This is a genomic window from Shewanella sp. S1-49-MNA-CIBAN-0167 (assembly GCF_040310145.1).
GTDB lineage: Bacteria > Pseudomonadota > Gammaproteobacteria > Enterobacterales > Shewanellaceae > Shewanella > Shewanella psychromarinicola.
Genome location: NZ_JBEOPO010000030.1, coordinates 36,026 through 52,090, shown reverse-complemented (window position 1 = coordinate 52,090; position 16,065 = coordinate 36,026). Strand labels below are relative to the sequence as shown.

At 42.9% G+C, this 16,065-nt stretch carries 13 protein-coding genes; 4 read left to right on the top strand and 9 right to left on the bottom strand.

Going from position 1 to position 16,065, the window contains the following annotated elements; genetic code table 11:
• Window positions 1–137: 137 nt before the first annotated feature.
• The 8 genes from AAEZ00_RS14430 to AAEZ00_RS14395 are packed head-to-tail and all read right to left on the bottom strand — an operon-like array spanning window position 138 to window position 8,271.
• Window positions 138–716 (bottom strand): hypothetical protein, encoded by a 579-nt coding sequence (locus AAEZ00_RS14430; protein WP_351088909.1) that lies wholly within the window; start codon window positions 714–716, stop codon window positions 138–140.
• Window positions 717–718: 2 nt separating this feature from the next.
• Window positions 719–2,002: a murein transglycosylase domain-containing protein gene (locus AAEZ00_RS14425; protein ID WP_351088907.1), complete on the bottom strand. Its 1,284-nt coding sequence runs from the start codon at window positions 2,000–2,002 to the stop codon at window positions 719–721.
• A gap of 20 nt (window positions 2,003–2,022) precedes the next feature.
• Entirely contained in the window at window positions 2,023–2,823 is an 801-nt protein-coding gene (locus tag AAEZ00_RS14420) for a hypothetical protein (RefSeq protein WP_351088905.1), read from the bottom strand.
• Window positions 2,823–4,130 carry a hypothetical protein gene (locus AAEZ00_RS14415; protein WP_351088903.1) on the bottom strand — a complete coding sequence of 436 codons (1,308 nt, stop codon included), beginning with the start codon at window positions 4,128–4,130 and terminating at the stop codon, window positions 2,823–2,825. The genes AAEZ00_RS14420 and AAEZ00_RS14415 overlap by 1 nt, the downstream gene beginning before the upstream one ends.
• 9 nt (window positions 4,131–4,139) lie before the next feature.
• Window positions 4,140–5,504 (bottom strand): hypothetical protein, encoded by a 1,365-nt coding sequence (locus AAEZ00_RS14410; RefSeq protein WP_351088901.1) that lies wholly within the window; start codon window positions 5,502–5,504, stop codon window positions 4,140–4,142.
• Window positions 5,501–6,628: a hypothetical protein gene (locus AAEZ00_RS14405; protein WP_351088899.1), complete on the bottom strand. Its 1,128-nt coding sequence runs from the start codon at window positions 6,626–6,628 to the stop codon at window positions 5,501–5,503. Before AAEZ00_RS14405 ends, AAEZ00_RS14410 begins: the two co-directional genes overlap by 4 nt.
• A gap of 9 nt (window positions 6,629–6,637) precedes the next feature.
• Entirely contained in the window at window positions 6,638–7,540 is a 903-nt protein-coding gene (locus tag AAEZ00_RS14400; protein ID WP_351088897.1) for an LPP20 family lipoprotein, read from the bottom strand.
• Entirely contained in the window at window positions 7,540–8,271 is a 732-nt protein-coding gene (locus AAEZ00_RS14395; RefSeq protein ID WP_351088895.1) for a hypothetical protein, read from the bottom strand. The genes AAEZ00_RS14400 and AAEZ00_RS14395 overlap by 1 nt, the downstream gene beginning before the upstream one ends.
• A 640-nt stretch (window positions 8,272–8,911) precedes the next feature.
• On the opposite strand from AAEZ00_RS14395, the gene AAEZ00_RS14390 reads away from it, so the two are divergent.
• The 3 genes from AAEZ00_RS14390 to AAEZ00_RS14380 all read left to right on the top strand — a co-directional run bounded on the left by AAEZ00_RS14390 (window position 8,912) and on the right by AAEZ00_RS14380 (window position 14,009).
• Complete coding sequence (locus AAEZ00_RS14390; RefSeq protein ID WP_124012691.1) at window positions 8,912–9,322, top strand: hypothetical protein; 411 nt, start codon at window positions 8,912–8,914, stop codon at window positions 9,320–9,322.
• A gap of 180 nt (window positions 9,323–9,502) precedes the next feature.
• A complete protein-coding gene (locus AAEZ00_RS14385; protein ID WP_351088893.1) occupies window positions 9,503–10,801 on the top strand; it encodes an efflux RND transporter periplasmic adaptor subunit in 1,299 nt (432 codons plus the stop codon).
• Between the two features lie 16 nt (window positions 10,802–10,817).
• On the top strand, window positions 10,818–14,009 hold the full coding sequence (locus AAEZ00_RS14380) for an efflux RND transporter permease subunit (protein ID WP_124012578.1): 3,192 nt from the start codon (window positions 10,818–10,820) through the stop codon (window positions 14,007–14,009).
• Window positions 14,010–14,088: 79 nt separating this feature from the next.
• Here AAEZ00_RS14380 and AAEZ00_RS14375 read toward each other — a convergent pair whose 3' ends face one another.
• The gene (locus AAEZ00_RS14375; protein WP_124012577.1) at window positions 14,089–15,315 is read right to left on the bottom strand and encodes a potassium/proton antiporter; all 1,227 of its coding nucleotides are present in this window, start codon (window positions 15,313–15,315) and stop codon (window positions 14,089–14,091) included.
• A 296-nt stretch (window positions 15,316–15,611) separates the two neighbouring features.
• On the opposite strand from AAEZ00_RS14375, the gene AAEZ00_RS14370 reads away from it, so the two are divergent.
• On the top strand, window positions 15,612–15,986 hold the full coding sequence (locus AAEZ00_RS14370; RefSeq protein WP_101033957.1) for a hypothetical protein: 375 nt from the start codon (window positions 15,612–15,614) through the stop codon (window positions 15,984–15,986).
• Window positions 15,987–16,065: the final 79 nt, after the last annotated feature.

The window sequence follows — 16,065 nt, the reverse complement described above, 5'->3', positions numbered from 1 at the left end:
TGTAGACCAGATATTGGCGCATTTAAATGCGTAAGGTTCAGGCGATTAACTCATTCAGTATCCGCAAGTAATTAGAAGCAATAACGAAAAGACGAGTTTATTAGCTCGTCTTTTTAGGATGAGAAAAAATCGTTAAACTAGATTGAGGCTTTATTAAGGGTATCTAACTCTTTCTCTAGCTCTTTCATTGCTTTTTGGGCACGAAACTCTTCATATAGCGCCTCACGCGAACCCGGATCTAGGCGTTTCCCCGATTGTTCAACCATATTATCGAAGGTTTCTTCGGTGTTCTTCATCACCACAAAAGTACACAGTTGCTTCACTCCATCTAAGCGAGCAAATGCCACTTTTTGTGGGATCGAGCCCGAGAGATTTTGCTCGGCAACTTGCTTACTAACTTGTTCAAAAGTGCCACCCACATTAACAAGCTTATCGCTTTGGGTTTTACGTTGATATAAACGGTCCATCACACTGGCTTTAATCTGTACTTGCTGAACTAAGTCAGCACGTGCAGCTGCAATGGCTTGGGCTCTATCTGTTGACATATTACCAGACCAAGGCACACAAGATGAAGAGGCTAAGCCACTATCAGAGAGAGGCAATAGCACCCAATCAGGAATAGCATCATTGTTTGCCAAAGGCGTAGATTGAGTATCAACAGTGCTTGAACATGCAGCTAATGTAATGACTGCAACAAGGGGAAGTAATTTTTTCATCCTTAAAGTCTCTTTAGTTGTTCTTCATAATAGGCGGTGCGCTTAACTACTTTTTTCAAGTAATTACGGGTTTCTTGCGCTGGAAGTTTTTGTAACATTAATTGATAAATTTTTTCTGACGACATTAGATTAGCGGCAATACTTGCACGAGTGAGTGATTTAGTGCCACTGAGGGTTTTTGCCACATTTCCTAGACCGGTATTGTAGGCCGCAATGCTGATATAGGTGCGAGATTGGCTATCGCGAACATCCTTAAAATATCGATGACTCAATAGATGTACATAAGCGCTGCCTGCTTCTACATTATTGTTTGCCTTATATAAATATTCAGGGCTTAACAACATAGGCTTACCTTGTAGAAAGGCACTCACATCTTTACCTGCTGAAGCGGGCACTATCTGCATCAAGCCAAAAGCGGGTACTGCCGAACGCGCTAAGGGGTTAAAACTTGACTCAGTCTGAATAATTGCCAGCAGTAATGCAGGGTCTAAATTCCACCGCTTTGCTTGCTGATTCACTTGCGGTAAATAGCGCTTTGCTTGACTAGATAATGTAGTCGAAGGAAGTTGATAACTAATCCTAGTTCTATTGTTTTCTTTGACAATTTTAGGTTTAGCCCCCCCTAATGTTTGGCGCACCAGTTTTTTGGATAGTACTGATTGATCCGCCATGCTAACAGGCTGGATTTTACTTTCTTTAGTCTCCTTGGTTACCGCATGAATACTCGATTGGGAAGCGTTATTAGCAAGCTTGTTGGGCATATATTCAGCAGCAGTATCTACTTTTTTTGATACCCCAGACTCAGTAATGTGGATATTCTGCATCGCCAAATTTTTATTGGCCTGAATATAGATAGGATCTTTGTGTAAAGTCTGCTCTACGCTAACCTCAGCTAATTGATTAAGCTGAGACTCAGCAAACGCCAATGCTTGTTCATCAGATTGAGAGTCCAACAACTCCACCACAATTTCACCCGTTTCAAAATCAATACTGGTGCGACGGTCAAGTTTTTCTGTATATTGCACCCATACTTTTTGGCTCGGTAGACTAGGGTCTTGCCACCTCTTAGCAATTTTGTCTAAATACTGTTTTTCAGCATCCTGCCAAGCCGTAACAAAAGCCTCAAACTCTTTATTCTGCTGAGCTTGATAATCAGAAAATTCAGTTTGATGAACTTTTAAAAAGGCTTCAAACTCTGCTTCCTCTGGTGTTTGCGCCCATGTAGACCCACTCAGTACTATCGCTAAACCTAGTACTATATTTAGTATCTGTTTTTTATTGATCATTGAGACATCCTTTTACTCAATCAGAGATAACTATTAAGATCATCAACACTTGCTGCTTCAAGCTTATCGATCTCTAACTGAGCCTTGCTCACTAAACGACGACAACGTACATCATCACAAGTTTTAGCTAAATCTAAGGCCTGTTGAAATTTTGCTTGTTGATACCAGATATCTCCCACCGCGAGTTTGGCATCAGCAAGCACCAGTTCGTTAGCCACTAAGTATTTATCCAAGTATTGGCCACCTGCTTGGGTAGTAGACTGACTCGCCACTAACGCCACAGCATCGGCTTGAGTCATTGAATGCTTCATCGCAATAGCCAATAGGGGACGCAGCATGGATTTATCCTTGTTTTTCACCTTAAACCAAGCAAGGCGAATCGCTAACCCCGCTTCATTTAACTCAGGTTCTGCAACGGTGACTTGACCACGACATACCAACCAAGGATCTCGATATTCTTGCGTAAATCTTTGAATGTCAGCTTGAATAAAATCGATAGTATCAGCAAGTTCAACCTTTAACTTGCTGGCTAAGGATGCTTTTATTTCCTTACGCATAGGTAACGTTAATGCGTGACGGCAGGCTTTGGCTAAAGCAGGCTTAGCGGCCGAGTTAAGTGCTTTTACTCGGGCACTGTCGCCATAAGCCTGACTCACAAAAAATGCCGTTTTTTGCTCTACAATATCAGCAGACATTACTGGCGCTTCAGTCATAAAATCAGCACGAGTGCTTTGTGCTCCAACACTAACAACAGCCTCACTAGCACCACTAATCATTAAGGCGCTAGTGAGAACTGACATTGATAATAATGCTGATAGCATTAAATTTCCTCTTTACTAGAAACCTTACCCGATGCAGCTTGAGGATTTGCAGCAGCATCATTAATACCACCAACCGCGTTAATCTTTCGACCAGAGTTATCCGCAGCATTCATACTCTTACCAGCAGATTGCATCTCTTTTGCAGCTTGTTTTGCGGTCGCTTCTAAGCTTGGAGCATAAACTGCGACACTGTACTGCCAGTAGCCATCTGAACTGGAAAAACTTTTAACGCTAACACCGGCTGGTAGCTTACCTTTTGCCAATGTGGAGTACTGATCTGACATTTTTAACTGATTAACAAAAGTATCTCGTTGTTGTTCTAGAATTTGCACTTGCTGAGGGTCTTGCAATGAAGGGTCTTCATAGTCGAACTGTTCAGAGCCTTCTACTTGTTTCTCATCAAACCCACCCTGCCAATAGACCTTCTCACCTTGAATAGTTGCAAGCAGCGCCGAGCGAGCTCGAGTTTGTGACTGAGATTTAGCCGCGCTTTTTAATTTACGAGCAATACTCTTATTCTTATTTTGGCGAATGATGGCAGAGCCATAACCCATAACAATGACTTCGCCTGTTTCAGAATGAGTTAATACCTTGGCGCCCACTGGAGGCAAGACCCCATCTTTAATATCGCCAATAACTTGCTTGAAAATACTATTGGGATCACTGGTTACCGCAACGGCGCCATGTTTTTCACGAATTTGAGAGCGAGTTTTCGGGGTAGAGATTAAACTAACACGGACAATTTTTTCATTCACATCATCATAAACGTCAAAAGTAACAAAGCCTGCTAATGAGCCTGAAACTGATTCTTTACAGGTTTCAGTCATCGTTTCCTTAGTGTTAGCAACACTTTCAGCACCGGTATCAATAACATCCAAAGTGGAGTCAACAAGGTTAGCGCACTGATGCTCAACCCCTTTCATATTTTCTATCAGTTGCTTTTTGGCAATCATATAGGCTTTGTTATAAGCCCCACGCTTTGAGAGTAAAGTCGCATTAAAGTTATCGTAGGTTGTATAACTCACGCTACCAATAGATAAAATGCCAGTACCACTGCCTACTTGGATCATTTTGACGCCATCTTCATCGTCATCAATTAATGCTTTATGGGCGACGGCAATAGCAAGCTCAGCATTATCAGCGATGACAGCATCACCTTTAACTGTGGCTTGCTCTGCGTTGGCAACCGTCGTATTAGGGCGCGCTGGCACCATATCCGTTAAATCAAAATCATCGGCAGCCACTGCCTGCATAGTTAAAGCCGGCATCGCTAAAGCCATAGCTAATGTGAGAATTTTTAGTTTCATCATCAATCCTTAATACCTGAGAGTAAAATCATTTTCTATAACAATGGCAGGAAGCGCATTGTCAGTCATAGTTGAAAGCGCTTGATGTACAGCATCTGCCAATTCGCCTGTATTGCCTTTGTAACGCAGGCTAGCCACTATGTCGCTATTTTCTGCATGAATAGCGACATCTGAGACACCACCTAAAGTACTGAGTACAGCTTGTAGTTTTTCAGGCTGGGTAATCTTTGTTTGTGGTATTACAATTTTTCTAACTAGACCACCTCGGGCAACTATTTGAGTAAAGGCTGTTTGCAGCGTTTCCTTTAATTCAGATGTTTGCTCATCATCGGCCAAATGCACTTCCATCAGAGCTTGGCGTACTCGTTTACCCGAAGGAAGAGCTAAAAGTGCAGGATTATTTTTCCAATGACCATAGATATTTCCGGCAAGATCACGTACATCTATATTGAGGTGTAACCGTCTGTTATTACCAATTTCAACCACATCAGCATTAGCTAAAATAGTTAAGCTGGCTGCTGCGCCTACTTCAATTCCTTGCTCACCAAGCCAAGTCAGCAACTCTGTCTTTAACGGTTCAGGGGCAATAACCTGTACCCGTGGAGAACCTATGGCATTAAGTAGGTGTGAAACTTGTTGAATAAGCGGGGCTTTTTCGACAACGGCATGGATAGTCACTTGAATGCCGTTTTTACTAAGCGGTTGGCTGTCTAATGTCTGCCATTCTTTTACTAAGCCTTCACTGTGACTGACCAATTGTTGACCGATCAACTCTTGCATTTGAGTTGACTCACTATCATCGGTAATTGTCATCGTCATTTTTGACGATTGCGCATGTTGCTGAGTTAACCAAACACCGACAACTTGCGAAATAGCGCGCTGTAATGCGTCCATTTCTGCATTTTGACGAGCGCTTTGACCATTTTTAGGCCAGCCTTCACCCGATACGGTTACACTGACATTTTGAGAACCTTGCTCCCAATCATATTCTTGAGGTTGTCCAACATCGGCAGGATCGAGTGCAACCGTTATACAAGTGTCATTTCCACTTAACATAGGTGTTGAAGCTGATAAGGGTATTGCTCCCATACTCAGCCCTTCAAGCATCACACTGCGTTGTTTCTCATAGAGTTCGGCTGTTTGCTTATCCATATCGGCGGCCATAGACTGACTCGCCGTATCAATAGCTAAACTTTTGTGACCTCTGATAAATCTAGCCAGCTCTGCGGAAGCTTGCGCCTTAGCGCTAGCAATGGCTGCACTTCCACGGCCATAAACGCAAGCATCTGTTTGCAGAGTGCCATCAGTCAAAACAGTGACTTCAGCACTCGCTGACATAGATAAAAAGGCGAGTAAACTAAGCCTTTTTATCATGTGCGGTTCTCCAAGAAATTAACCGGAGTACCTACCGAAACCGCAAAGATTTTCATTCCAGCCGTGGGGCGAAAAATACCTTCCTCAGCTTGCTCACGAATAGCATCAGCTTGATCAGTATCTTTCCAACGTATAATCTCACCAACAGCACTATTTCGAGAAGGGGTAACATTTGCTACACCGATAGGATCAACAAAACCCGCTTTATAACTAAATATAACCATGGTTTCATTAGGTAACACACCGGCATTCTGACCGCGATCTAGGCTAAGTTGGTTACCTTTAATTCCCATCACTTGAGTTGTTGCAGGCATTTCTGTCAACATACGCGTCAGTAGAATATCAATCCCCCGAGATGCCATATCATTAATAACTGCATTCACATGGGCACCATCAAAGTAACGGAAACCTTTCACATAGCGGTTATTTGATTTAACGTACTTCAACTCAGAACGTTCACGTACGTCTTCTGATTTAACTCGAATTTTACCTAAGTTAGGATAAGATAACTTTTCACGGGTATAGGGATTAAGCACCGAACTAGTCAGTTCTAAGGTGTAATCCATCCAGCTGGTTATGCTACCTTCACTTTTTACCGTTCGAAGCGAATCTAACTTCACAATAAAGTCAGGTTTTAATACTTTTTGCTGACTTACTTTTTTAGCCAGCGCTTTAGCACCTTGCTGCTCTAGGAAAATTTGCTGTTCTGTTGACACGGTATTATCGTCACGAGTTACGATACGAAAGCGATTAATACCAGCAAATTGATTTTCAAGCATTAATAATAATTTGTGATCTTCAAACTCGCGTAAGGCATCAACGCCTTCGCCTTCGCCTGATATTTGTGCCCCATCGAAGTACATACGAACGATAGACTTCTTCAGCGGACAGCCTTCATTTTCACTGGCAGGATTAAAACTACAACGATCTAAGCCTTGAGTATCAAAATAAGAGGGAACTCGAATATCAGCATCGGTAAATTTATACGCGCTTTTAGCTACTTGTGCGTTTGATGCACGATTACTGACCTGTGCCGTTTGAGTTTGCTGTGCGGGTTTGCTTTGACAACCAGCCAATAAGGCCATTGTCAGTACAGAAAGTGATAACTGTCTTACAAATTTCATATTCATTCCCTAAGTATCAAACATCCATACACTCGCGGGGGCACTTAATTGCCCCAAGAGTTTTTCAATGGCTTTAGCTTTGGCGACTTCACGAGAGCTCCCTTTGGCTTGAGCTTCTATGTCATGTTGGATCAGCACAGAAAAAGGAGGCCGAGAGCGCATTAATTTTAGTGTTAAACGTGCTTTGGCGAGCGCAAGCTTACCTTTAGTAGCAAATTTCCATTTAAGATTCGGCCGCATCCACAAACGTGTTTTGCCGCTATGAGGTAAAGCAGTATTTAATGCAGATTTAATTAATGAGTAATGACTATTGCCTATAACATCACAAGATACCGCTTGCAGGGCTTGCTTCTGTTTAGTTAACAACTGTTCGAGACGTTGTTTAATCTTTGGTTGTTCACCAGCAAGTAAGGTTAATACACTTAACTTTTTAGTCGACAGTAAAAAAGTTTCGCTTTGCTTTAATGCCCAAATAAATTGCCTTTCTACATCTCCAGCAGGCGAAGTAATATGATGTAAAATGGCTAAATCTGTTTGTATACTTTTTATCAGTTGGCTTTTTTTTATTCCCAACAGCAATGCAAACTCGGCATCTTGCTGAAAAAAATCAAGCTCTTCGATACCTTCTAATGTAAATGGTAAACTTTTAAGCTGACTCACTTGTGTAAACTGACTATCAGCTTTGCCTTGACGCTTAGTTAACATTTGAGTTTGCTCAACACGATAGTCAACACTCAGTTGAGTGACTATGTCAGCGATAGCCGATTGCCTTGCTGCTGAGCGACTATCGCCAACACCAACACCAACAAGATATTCACTATCTTGTTGGTGTTGGGTAACCCAATCAGGCCAAGCCCAAACGGATGTTGAATAAGCAAATGCCAACAAGATGGCAAAAATACTTTTATACATTAACTTTTAGCTTCCTGCTCTTCTTGCAACTGCTGAACGGCTGCAATAGTGGCTTGCTCAAGATCGATAATATCATTAGCTTCAAGCGCTAAACTTAATTGATCTTTTGCTTTTAACAGCGCATAACCTAAATCCTTTGGATCTTCTTTTATTTCTTTTACTTCTTTTTCGTCTTCATTATCTGTTGAAGAAAATAATGAAGATGAAAATGATTTTGCAGCGTTTAACGCGGTTACTTTTGCAATTACACTACTATTTTGAGATAAAATATAAGTCGACTTTAAGATTTCACCGGCTAAATCAGTAGTTAACTGAATATTTTCATCGTAAATATTCTCGTTCGCTTTGTTATAGCTAGCGATTTTATGACCGATTTTTTCATCTTCGTTTTTAGCACCGGCATCGAACTCAGCAATAGCGACTGTTAGCTGTTCAGGTGTTGCATCTTTATAGGCATAAAGAAATGATATGACATCAGGATAATTTTCAGTCCGCTTTCTATATTCACCCATAACATTGCGTTGACGCTTTAATATTAACGCAGCCATGTTAAGGAATTCATCAACACCAGGTTGAACTTCAACCGTGCCATAGCCCAAATCATCCATTTCCGTGGTGAGTTCTGCAACGGCTTTGGTTCTATCGAGGGAGCCTGCTGATTCATCCGTAGTAGATACACAGCCAGTTAAAAGAGGGGCACAGATAAGTGCACAGATAAGCGTTTTCTTCACGGTTTAATTCCTTTAAGTGTCAAATGAACTCAAGGAAGTAAAAAATAGAATAATTTCATTAGGGGATTTTGCTCCTATAAATAATATTTAATTCTTCCTTGAACTGCGCTCATAGTTACCGTATTTCGTAAAGATTGCAATGTTTTCTGTTACATAGAGGTAAAAAATTAACGACTGAGTCACAAAATTGCGTAAATGAGAGTCAAAATGATGACTCAAAGATAAGTCTTTAAATATCGGTATCCAACCCTTGTTCGATAACGTATTGGCTTAGGCTGGTGTGTCGCTAGGCCCATCTTCAGAAGCGAATTTATACAAAGATTTTCGCACCACAAAAATTACTGAAGAGCTACAGGCTGAGTTGTCTGTAAAATAATATCAAGCTGAGCATTTTTGCTGACAAGGCATGCCAACGCGGCAATAACAGACCTATTGTAAGTCAATACAACACAGATAGCAGAACAACGAGCAGTTTGATAAACTGAGGTTACTGAGCAAAGAATAGGTTACAGGGTCAAAATCTTGTGTAAATTATTCTAGATTTTAATAAAAAGTGTGTATCATTACACTTTGTTGTTGTGGATTTCTCGTTGCTCAGGATTCTTTTATATTGTTGTCCAATTTACTTTCTCGCTTTTCAATGGCTGGGATATCAAGATTACTAATTGCTATTGTGTTACTGCAATTTATGGGCGCCAATATGGGTGCGCATCAACTGCATGTGGGCAACAGCAACGAAGAGCAAAATAATCATTCACATCTGCAATTTACTACCGAAGTGATTACCCTTGCTGAATGTGTAGACTGTGCTTGTGCGCTAGACGGTTCACGTATTCATTCAGCTAATGATGATCATCAGCATGCTAATAACATCACCGAGATTGAGCAAGTTGATATCTGCTTAGATTGTCAGTGTCATGGTGGCCATGTGGCACTGGTGACGCTTGGTGATAATGTTATCCGTGAACATTTTCATGATGCTTATGGCAATGTTAGCTTGCACTATATGGCGCCAGCGCCTTTCCCTGCTTATCGTCCTCCTACCGTTTAATCCTTTTAAACACTTTTTTACTGTTTAGAACCCCCTCTTGATCCGCTCACATTGCGCCAATGAGTGCTGCTTTTGCATTCTATTATGACGTTATGTGAAGCTTTTAATGGCGGTGGCTAAACTTATTACCGTTGATGTCATATGTGGCTATCGACGGTCTAGATTGTTTTAGGATTAACCATGAACACCAAATTAGTAACGCCTCTGTCTTTGCTGGCAGCATTAAATGCCAAATCTCTTGTGAATAATGCAGTGAGTCGTGTCGTGAGTAATACAGATACTCATGCTCAGTTAACAAGCCTGTTAAATCCCCTATTAAATGCTCGTAGCAATGCTCGTAGAAATAACCAAAGTAACTTAACTGTTTCTCGAGGATTATTGTTCGGCTCAGCATTATTCGGTTCATTATTAATGTTAGCTAGTTTGCCTGCTCAGGCAAGTAGTCAGCCAGCCGAAACTGACCACCAACAGTCGTTACTAAGCTTAAATACTGAGCAGCGCCAATTAGCGGGGATAGAGGTGTCACAATTGAGTCTGCAAGCTTTTAATTTACAGGCTGTCGCTACCGCGCAATTAATCGTTGATAAAGATAAAACCATTACCATTGCACCGCAATTAGATATGCAGGTACTTAAGCGTCATGTGGTGCCTGGAGAGCAGGTGACAAAAGGTCAACCTTTGTTAACCATAGGCGGAGCGGAGATTGCTGCCGCCCAAGCGAACTACATTAATGCGGCGACGGAATGGGACCGAATAAAGCGCATGAGTCCTGGCACCATCAGTGCTAGCCAACGCATGCAAACCGAAGTGAATGCTGAGTTAAAACGGGCCATTTTAGAATCAATCATGATGACCCCAGCGCAAATTGCTGCGTTAGCCAAATCGCCGAGTTCGATTGGCCAGTTTCAGTTATTAGCTTCCATTAATGGCCGGGTACAACAAGATGTCGCGACCTTAGGCCAAGTGCTAATAGCGGGTACGCCTTTGATGCAACTGACCGATGAATCGTATTTATGGGTAGAGGCTGAGGTTACGCCTATGCAAGCGGATCAAGTCAATATGGGCAGCAATGTGTTGGTTCATGTCGGCAGTCGTACTCGTAATGGGGTCATTATTGGCCGCTCTCATGAAATTAATCCGCAAACCCGCACAGAACAAGTATTGGTGAGGATGGCTAATCCAGGCCATGAATTACATGCAGGTGAATTTGCCGAATTATACCTAGCAGACGATCAGCAGGCGAGGTCTGCTGGTTTTATTGTGCCTGATGCGGCCTTAACTCGCGGTGGTGATGGCGACTGGCAAGTGTTTGTTGAGCAAGAGGGTGGATTTAGCGCAGTAGAGGTCACTGTGGTTGAACGCCAACGTGGGTTGAGCTTTATTCGCGGTTTAGCTCCCCAAACACGAGTGGTTATTTCTGGGGCTTTTTTCTTAGCCTCAGAGCAAGCCAAAGCTGGTTTTGACATCCATAACCACTAAGCGCTAGGACATCATCATGTTATATAAATTAATTGAGATTGCCGTTGAAAAGCGGTTATTGGTTTTACTTGGCTTACTCGCGACAGTGGTGGCTTCAATATTAATGCTGCCAAAGCTAAACTTAGATGCGTTTCCAGATGTGACTAACGTGCAGGTGAGCATCAACACAGAAGCCGAGGGCTTGGCGGCTGAAGAGGTTGAGAAGCTGATCAGTTATCCGGTTGAATCAGCCATGTATGCCTTGCCTGCTGTGACTGAAGTGCGTTCATTATCGCGCACGGGTTTGTCGTTGGTGACCGTAGTGTTTGCCGAAGGTACCGACATTTACTTTGCTCGCCAGCAAGTATTTGAACAACTACAAGCGGCAAAAGAGTCTATTCCCGCAGGTGTTGGTACGCCTGAAATTGGCCCGAATACCTCTGGTTTAGGGCAAATTTATCAATACATTTTGCGCGCCGATCCCGAAACCAATATCAGTGCTTCTGAACTGCGTAGCTTAAATGACTACTTGGTGAAGTTGATATTAATGCCGGTGAGCGGCGTGACTGAGGTGTTGTCATTTGGCGGCGAAGTGTTGCAGTACCAAGTGCAAGTCGACCCCAATAAACTGCGCAGTTATGGCTTGTCGATGACCCAGGTTAGCCAAGCACTGGAAAGTAATAACCGCAATGCGGGCGGCTGGTTTATGGACCAAGGCCAAGAACAATTAGTGGTCCGTGGTTACGGTTTATTGCCAGCAGGTGACGCTGGCTTGCAAGCCATTGCCGACATTCCGTTAACCGAAATCAATGGCACGCCAATCCGCGTGGCCGATATTGCTAACGTGGTATTTGGTAGCGAAATAAGAGTGGGCGCGGTGACCATGTCTCGCAGGCAGGCATCTGCTGATACTGACTCATCATCCGATGTACAAGCATTGGGTGAGGTCGTTGCCGGCGTGGTGCTTAAGCGCATGGGCGCTAATACCAAAGCCACCATTGATGACATCAATTCACGAGTGAGTTTAATTGAACAATCCTTGCCAAAAGGCGTGTCATTTGAAGTGTTTTACGACCAGGCGGAGTTAGTTGAAAAAGCCGTGACCACGGTCATTGATGCGTTATTAATGGCATTTGGTTTTATTGTAATTATTCTGGCGCTGTTTTTGGTCAATATACGGGCGACATTGTTGGTATTGTTGTCGATCCCGGTGTCGATCGGTTTGGCGTTATTGATCATGTCTTACTATGGTATGTCGGCTAATTTAATGTCGTTGGGTGGTCTTGCGGTTGCGATTGGTATGTTGGTTGATGGCTCGGTGGTGATGGTTGAAAACATCTTTAAGCATGTCAGCGGGCAATCTGTGGCAAGTCAGCAGCAAGATGTCAACGCTAGCGATACGAGTGAGCCCAGCAGCATTGCGATTAGGATCATGCTGGCGGCAAAAGAAGTTTGCAACCCGATCTTTTTTGCCACGGCGATTATTATCGTGGTGTTTATGCCGTTATTTGCCCTTGAAGGCGTAGAAGGCAAGTTATTTCAGCCAATGGCGATCAGTATTATTTTAGCCATGATGGCGGCATTGGTGGTGGCGTTATTTGCGGTACCTGCATTAGCGGTATTCTTATTTAAACGCGGTATTGTGGTACGTCAAAGCAAAGTGCTAGCGCCCATTGATGCGGTTTATCGACGTATTCTTACGCTGGCGTTATCAAGCCCAAAATGGGTGATGATAGCCGCGGTGTGTTTGTTTGGGTTAAGCATGTTATTGCTGCCCAAGTTAGGTACTGAATTTGTGCCGGAACTCGAAGAAGGCACCATCAATTTGCGAGTCACTCTTGCGCCCACGGCAAGCTTGGCTACTTCTATCAGCATTGCGCCTAAAATTGAAGCCATGTTGCTGGAGTTTCCTGAAGTGGAATATGCCTTAAGCCGAATTGGCGCGCCAGAGCTTGGCGGCGATCCTGAACCTGTGAGTAATATTGAAATCTATATAGGTCTTAAACCGATAGAACAATGGACGTCGGCAAGTTCGCGTTATGAACTACAACGCTTGATGGAGCAACGTTTAGCAATATTCCCAGGACTGTTGCTGACTTTCTCACAGCCCATTGCCACCCGTGTCGATGAACTGTTATCAGGGGTTAAGGCGCAGTTAGCGATTAAGATATTTGGTCCAGATCTGACGATATTGTCTGAAAAAGGTCAGCGGTTAACGGACTTAGTCGCTGCCATCCCCGGGGCGGTTGATGTGTCGTTAGAGCAAGTCAGCGGTGAGGCACAATTAGTGGTTCGGCCTAAGCGCGAGGTGCTTGCTCGTTATGGCATCAGCGTCGATGAAGTGATGAGTTTAGTCACCCAAGGTATTGGGGGTGCCAGTGCAGGCCAAGTGATTGATGGTAACGCCCGTTATGACATCAACCTGCGATTAGCGAAGCAGTATCGTAATGCCCCAGATGCGATTGAAGACTTGTTACTCAGTGGTGCTAATGGCGCGATTGTGAGGCTGGGGGATCTCGCCGATGTGGTGACCGAAATGGCGCCGCCGAATATTCGCCGTGATGACGTGCAACGCCGAGTCGTGGTGCAAGCTAACGTGGCGGGGCGCGATATGGGTTCGGTCGTCAGCGATATTTATGCCATAGTGCCGCAAGCTGAATTGCCCCCTGGATATACCGTGGTGGTGGGCGGTCAGTATGAAAATCAACAACGGGCACAACAAAAACTCATGTTGGTGGTGCCAATTTCCATCGCACTGATTGCGTTATTGCTGTATTTCTCGTTTGGTTCAATCAAACAAGTTACCTTGATTATGGCTAATGTGCCGTTAGCATTAATTGGCGGCGTGGTGGCCTTGTATGCCACTGGCACTTATTTGTCGGTACCCAGTTCAATTGGTTTTATTACCTTATTTGGCGTTGCTGTGCTCAATGGTGTGGTGCTGGTGGACTCGATTAATCAGCGCAGACAATCAATGGATGAAAGCCTATATAACAGTGTGTATGAAGGCACTGTTGGGCGATTACGTCCGGTGTTAATGACCGCGTTAACCTCTGCATTAGGGTTAATTCCAATCTTGATATCGTCCGGCGTTGGCAGTGAAATCCAACAACCATTAGCGATAGTGATCATCGGCGGCTTATTTAGCTCAACAGCCTTGACCTTACTGGTGTTGCCGACGGTGTATCAATGGTTGTATCGAGACAAGGTTTTAGTTAACCCGAGTTGAGGCTAACGAAATAAAACCTCATTAGCTCAATAAACCCAAAAGCCTAATCATCTGATTAGGCTTTTTTAAACCTTAAACCTTAAACCTTAGGCAGTTTAGGCGGTTTAGGTGGTTTAGGCTTTAAGTTGAGCTTGAGTTTATTGGCTAACGGCTCGATAGCTGCACCTTGAACTATGACCGAAATCAGTACAATGAAAAATACCATGTGGATCATTTCACGTGATCCCTCAACGCCGGCAGCGGCTGGAATAAGCGCAAACACGATTGGGGTGGCGCCTTTGAGGCCGATCATCGACACAAACAAGCGCTTGCGCCAATTAACTTGTTTAAAAGGCAGGTAACACAACTGTACTGCTAAAGGGCGTGCCACTAAAATCAACAAGATTGCGGGCAATAAAGACACCATCAACACAGGCAATAATTTTTGTGGGAATATCTGTAAGCCTAAAATGATAAACATCAACGATTGTGCTAACCAAGATATGCCATTGAAGAAATGTTTACTGACTTCAGCGCCTTTCTTCAAATAGTTGCCTATTATTACCCCTGCAATATACACAGCAATCAGTTCATTACCGCCCAAGATTTCGGTACTCGATACTGTGATGGCAAAGGTTGCCAAAATAAATACCGGAATAAGCCCAAATTCTGGCAACTTGATGCGATTAAGTGCCCAAACGGCCATCTTACCCATTATTAGTCCTACTACCACCCCAACACCAATTTGCTGAACTAGGCTAGAGAGTATTGACAATGTAGTGGGTGCACCGTTGGCACTATTGATAATATAGTCGGTTAACATGACAACCATCAGTAGGGCGACGGGGTCATTGGTAGCAGATTCGAATTCTAAAATAGTGCCAGTGCCATGTTTTAATTTAAGCTTTTTGGATTCTAAAATAGAAAATACTGCCGCAGCATCAGTCGATGACACTACCGCTGCAAACAGCATGCAAGTGATGAGGTTAAAATCGAGTAACGCATTCAAGATAAAGCCAAAAATAACCGTTGTAAAGATCACTCCAGCGGTGGATAACATGCCGCCTTCTTTCCAAGAAAATTGAATGTGTTTCATTGGGGTATTCAGCCCACCCACAAACACTATGGTGTTTAACGCTAGGGTACCGATAAGCGAGGTAAGCTTCAGGTCGTCGTATACAAAACCAAATTCACCATTACCAAAAGCAAGGCCTACGCCCATGAAAATGAGAAGCGAGGGTAAGCCTAATGTTTTAGAAGGATGATGGAGCAAAATGCCAATAGCAATAAGAATGGAGATCCCTAAAATAATAATATCAGATGGCATATAGGCACTCCTTGGCTAGTTTAAATTGCACTAAATGGCTATTTTAGCATTAAATTAGCCTAAACTCGTTTTATGAGTATTTATTAATATTAATTCATATCCCATCAGTGGGTTGCAATAAAGACCATGCATTATTGGCTTGTGGAAATAGAGATATAAACAGGATGAGTCTGTTTGTTTTAGCTTTAATCATAATGGATAGATCGTTTACTCGCGCAATAATAGCAGTCTAACAACATTTTTATTACATTTTAAACTGCTAATATCAGTTCATAAAAGTACATAGTGGAAACATCATGGCCATATTCATTAGTGTTTGGGGCGTTATTACCTGTGGTGTTGGGCTGTTTATGCTGCTTAAGCCCCAAGGTTTTGCTGATGCTATTGTTCTATTTAGTCGCCAAGATTATTTTCATTATGTCGAAATCATTTCTCGGTTAGTGATTGGCGCAGCATTGTTACTCGATGCGCGTAATACCTTATATCCGTTAGTGTTTGAAGTAATAGCTAAGATTTTGTTTGTAGTCGCTATTATTTTAGTTTTTATGACTGAAAAACACCATAAAACATTTGCGTTATGGGCTGTAAAACATTGCCTTAGTTGGTTTAGACCAGCAGGATTTTGCGCCTTAATATTGGGTCTTTGGACGTTATACGTCAGTATCGATTAAAGACTCAGCTTTGTTGTATAGGCAGTGAAACCGTTATTTTGGCTAATTTGTTAAAATTTTATGTCAAGCTAAACTCCCC

Coding starts and splice junctions, on each gene's coding strand:
- AAEZ00_RS14380 (WP_124012578.1), top strand. CDS start 10,818: ATGTTATATAAATTAATTGAGATTGCCGTTGAAAAGCGGTTATTGGTT.
- AAEZ00_RS14405 (WP_351088899.1), bottom strand. CDS start 6,628: ATGAAATTTGTAAGACAGTTATCACTTTCTGTACTGACAATGGCCTTA.
- AAEZ00_RS14400 (WP_351088897.1), bottom strand. CDS start 7,540: ATGTATAAAAGTATTTTTGCCATCTTGTTGGCATTTGCTTATTCAACA.
- AAEZ00_RS14370 (WP_101033957.1), top strand. CDS start 15,612: ATGGCCATATTCATTAGTGTTTGGGGCGTTATTACCTGTGGTGTTGGG.
- AAEZ00_RS14385 (WP_351088893.1), top strand. CDS start 9,503: ATGAACACCAAATTAGTAACGCCTCTGTCTTTGCTGGCAGCATTAAAT.
- AAEZ00_RS14420 (WP_351088905.1), bottom strand. CDS start 2,823: ATGCTATCAGCATTATTATCAATGTCAGTTCTCACTAGCGCCTTAATG.
- AAEZ00_RS14430 (WP_351088909.1), bottom strand. CDS start 716: ATGAAAAAATTACTTCCCCTTGTTGCAGTCATTACATTAGCTGCATGT.
- AAEZ00_RS14425 (WP_351088907.1), bottom strand. CDS start 2,002: ATGATCAATAAAAAACAGATACTAAATATAGTACTAGGTTTAGCGATA.
- AAEZ00_RS14375 (WP_124012577.1), bottom strand. CDS start 15,315: ATGCCATCTGATATTATTATTTTAGGGATCTCCATTCTTATTGCTATT.
- AAEZ00_RS14415 (WP_351088903.1), bottom strand. CDS start 4,130: ATGAAACTAAAAATTCTCACATTAGCTATGGCTTTAGCGATGCCGGCT.
- AAEZ00_RS14390 (WP_124012691.1), top strand. CDS start 8,912: ATGGCTGGGATATCAAGATTACTAATTGCTATTGTGTTACTGCAATTT.
- AAEZ00_RS14410 (WP_351088901.1), bottom strand. CDS start 5,504: ATGATAAAAAGGCTTAGTTTACTCGCCTTTTTATCTATGTCAGCGAGT.